The organism is Streptococcus sp., from assembly GCF_019414905.1.
Taxonomy (GTDB): Bacteria; Bacillota; Bacilli; order Lactobacillales; family Streptococcaceae; genus Streptococcus.
In genome coordinates this window covers 1-2,286 of record NZ_DXLC01000153.1, presented here as the reverse complement: position 1 = coordinate 2,286, position 2,286 = coordinate 1, and the positions used below count along the sequence as shown (strand labels likewise).

The window sequence follows — 2,286 nt, the reverse complement described above, 5'->3', positions numbered from 1 at the left end:
TTTGAGCTACTTGGAAAGCAATGGCGGTTTCATGACCTTGAATGATAAGTCATCACCAGATGATATCAAGGCTACTTTCGGTATTTCAAAAGGTCAGTTTAAAAAGGCACTTGGTGGCTTGATGAAGGCTGGCAAAATCAAGCAAGACCAGTTTGGAACAGAGTTGATTTAGGTCTTATAGACATGATAAAGAAATTTGAAGAAATGAGTTTAGAGGAACTCTGGCAACTTTTTCCTATTTTTCTAGTAGAGCACAAGTCAGAGTGGAAAGACTGGTATGAATTGGAGAAAACAAGTCTGAAAAAAATATTGGGTGCAAATGTTATTAAAAGAATAGAACATATCGGTAGCACTGCTATCCCTAATATTTGGGCCAAAAATATCGTTGATATTCTGTTAGAAGTAGGTAGAATAGAGGATTTAGCAAGAGTTAGGGATTTATTGGTGAAGAATGGGTGGCTAGTGATGTCGGAGAGTCCTAACAGGATTTCGCTAAATAAAGGATATACAGAGCAGGGATTTGCTGAGAAAGTTTTTCATTTACATTTGCGAATGACGGGAGATCATAACGAGATTTATTTTAGAGATTATCTCTGCCAGCATCCAGATATCGCCCAAGCGTATCAGGAATTAAAACTCAGTTTGTGGAAACAATTTGAACACAATCGAGACGCCTATACAGATGCGAAAACGGATTTTATAAACCACTATGTGTCAGAGGCTAAGTCCAGTAATTTTTAAAAATCAGAAAAGTTTCATCAAAAAAAGTCTTGATAGGAGAAAGAATTGAGAAAATCATTTTACACTTGGCTCATGACTGAGCGCAATCCTAAAAGTAACAGTCCCAAGGCTATCTTAGCAGACCTCGCTTTTGAAGAGTCAGCCTTTCCAAAACACACAGATGATTTTGATGAGGTCAGTCGCTTTTTGGAGGAGCATGCCAGCTTCTCTTTTAACCTAGGAGACTTTGATGCTATCTGGCAAGAATACTTAGAACACTAGCATGATTCACTGGGTTTGGGCTAGTAATTTCTCCATCCCTTTGCTATAATAAAAAGAAATAAAAGGATTAGAGAGGTTCTTTATTTGAAGGAACATTCAATAGACATTCAACTGAGTCATCCAGATGACCTGTTTCATCTTTTTGGTTCCAATGAACGCCATCTTCGTTTGATGGAAGAAGAGCTTGATGTGGTGATTCATGCTCGTACGGAGATTGTCCAGGTTTTGGGAGAGGAGACTGCTTGTGAGGAAGCTCGTCAGGTTATTCAAGCCCTCATGGTCTTGGTAAATCGTGGGATGACTGTCGGTACGCCAGATGTGGTGACTGCGATTAGCATGGTCAAAAACGATGAAATCGACAAGTTTGTCGCCCTTTACGAAGAAGAAATCATCAAAGATAATACAGGGAAGCCTATCCGTGTCAAAACACTGGGTCAAAAACTTTATGTGGACAGTGTCAAACAGCATGATGTGACCTTTGGAATCGGACCCGCAGGGACAGGGAAGACCTTTCTTGCAGTGACCTTGGCAGTGACTGCCCTTAAACGTGGGCAAGTCAAACGGATTATCTTAACACGTCCAGCGGTGGAAGCAGGAGAGAGTCTAGGTTTTCTTCCAGGTGATTTTAAGGAGAAAGTGGATCCTTACCTTCGACCTGTTTATGATGCCTTGTATCAGATTCTGGGAAAAGACCAGACGACTCGTCTCATGGAGCGTGAAATTATTGAGATTGCGCCCCTTGCCTACATGCGTGGACGGACCTTGGATGATGCCTTTGTTATTCTCGATGAGGCACAAAATACGACCATCATGCAGATGAAGATGTTCTTGACGCGTTTAGGCTTTCATTCTAAGATGATTGTCAATGGAGATATCAGCCAGATTGACCTGCCACGTAATGTCAAGTCAGGTTTGATTGATGCCCAAGAAAAACTCAAGAACATTCACCAGATTGACTTTGTTCATTTTTCAGATAAGGATGTGGTTCGCCATCCAGTTGTCGCTCAGATTATCCGAGCTTATGAACCAGCTCCAGTTAAAAATGAAGAGCGTGAAGAAGTCCAAGAAGAAACAGAATAGCAAAAAAGAGCAGTTCAGGTGGAATTGCTCTTTCTTTTATCTGATAATTAGATTTTTTAGATGAGTTCATCAATTGGAGTATGGTTTTTATCGAGACCTTGGGCTACTGGAAGACTGGTTAAGTAACCTTGATAAGTAGTAACACCTTGGCGCAAGCCCTCATCCTCAGAGATTGCTTGTACAAAACCTTTACCAGCCAAAGCT

The 2,286-nt window shown here is 40.9% G+C and carries 3 protein-coding genes and 2 pseudogenes; 4 read left to right on the top strand and 1 reads right to left on the bottom strand.

Annotation, left to right across the window (positions count from 1 at the left end; genetic code table 11):
- From QZ359_RS04660 to QZ359_RS04645, 4 genes and pseudogenes are all read left to right on the top strand, one after another.
- A pseudogene (locus tag QZ359_RS04660) lies at positions 1-172 on the top strand (RNA-binding protein); the annotation flags it as partial.
- An 11-nt stretch (positions 173-183) separates the two neighbouring features.
- Entirely contained in the window at positions 184-741 is a 558-nt protein-coding gene (locus QZ359_RS04655) for a GrpB family protein (protein ID WP_060805337.1), read from the top strand.
- Positions 742-786: 45 nt separating this feature from the next.
- Positions 787-1,002 carry a YozE family protein gene (locus tag QZ359_RS04650; RefSeq protein ID WP_001232084.1) on the top strand — a complete coding sequence of 72 codons (216 nt, stop codon included), beginning with the start codon at positions 787-789 and terminating at the stop codon, positions 1,000-1,002.
- 84 nt (positions 1,003-1,086) lie between these two features.
- On the top strand, positions 1,087-2,082 hold the full coding sequence (locus QZ359_RS04645; protein ID WP_293963328.1) for a PhoH family protein: 996 nt from the start codon (positions 1,087-1,089) through the stop codon (positions 2,080-2,082).
- A 56-nt stretch (positions 2,083-2,138) separates the two neighbouring features.
- On the opposite strand, the pseudogene QZ359_RS04640 reads toward QZ359_RS04645, so the two are convergent.
- Positions 2,139-2,286 (bottom strand): annotated as a pseudogene (locus QZ359_RS04640) (alanine dehydrogenase); the annotation flags it as partial.